Here is a 416-nt window from a genome sequence, read left to right on the forward strand (position 1 = left end):
TATGGAGAATTTCTTATGGACAGTCAGCGAGTTTTTCGGATTTCCGGCATGGAAGACGGCCATCGCATTGAATCGCGCATCCTGGAAGAGCGCATTCAGAAGGCGGTGGCGGAAGGACGCCGGAATCTGGAGGTGGAGGCCTACGGGCAGCACGGCATCGGCGGGCGGCTATGGAAGGCCGGTGAGGAAAAGGTTTACGTCAGGATCAAAGGTTCTTCCGGGCAGCGGGTGGGGTCCCTGGGATTTCCCAACACGCTCATCGAACTGGAGGGACCCGGTTCGGACGACGTGGGATGGTTGAATGCCGGCGCCGATATCATCGTCCACGGCAATGCCGGCAACGGTGCGGCCAACGGCATGGCCCAGGGAAAGGTTTTTGTGGCGGGAAACATCGGCGCCCGGGGCATGACCATGAC

General features: G+C 60.3%; 1 protein-coding gene. It reads left to right on the forward strand.

Annotated elements, in window-relative coordinates:
- Positions 1-15: 15 nt before the first annotated feature.
- A partial coding sequence (locus BRSPCE3_RS35680) for a hypothetical protein (RefSeq protein ID WP_375710012.1) occupies positions 16-416 on the forward strand: 401 nt, incomplete at its 3' end.

The organism is Bradyrhizobium sp. Ce-3 (genome assembly GCF_022835695.1).
Taxonomy (GTDB): Bacteria; Pseudomonadota; Alphaproteobacteria; order Rhizobiales; family Xanthobacteraceae; genus Bradyrhizobium.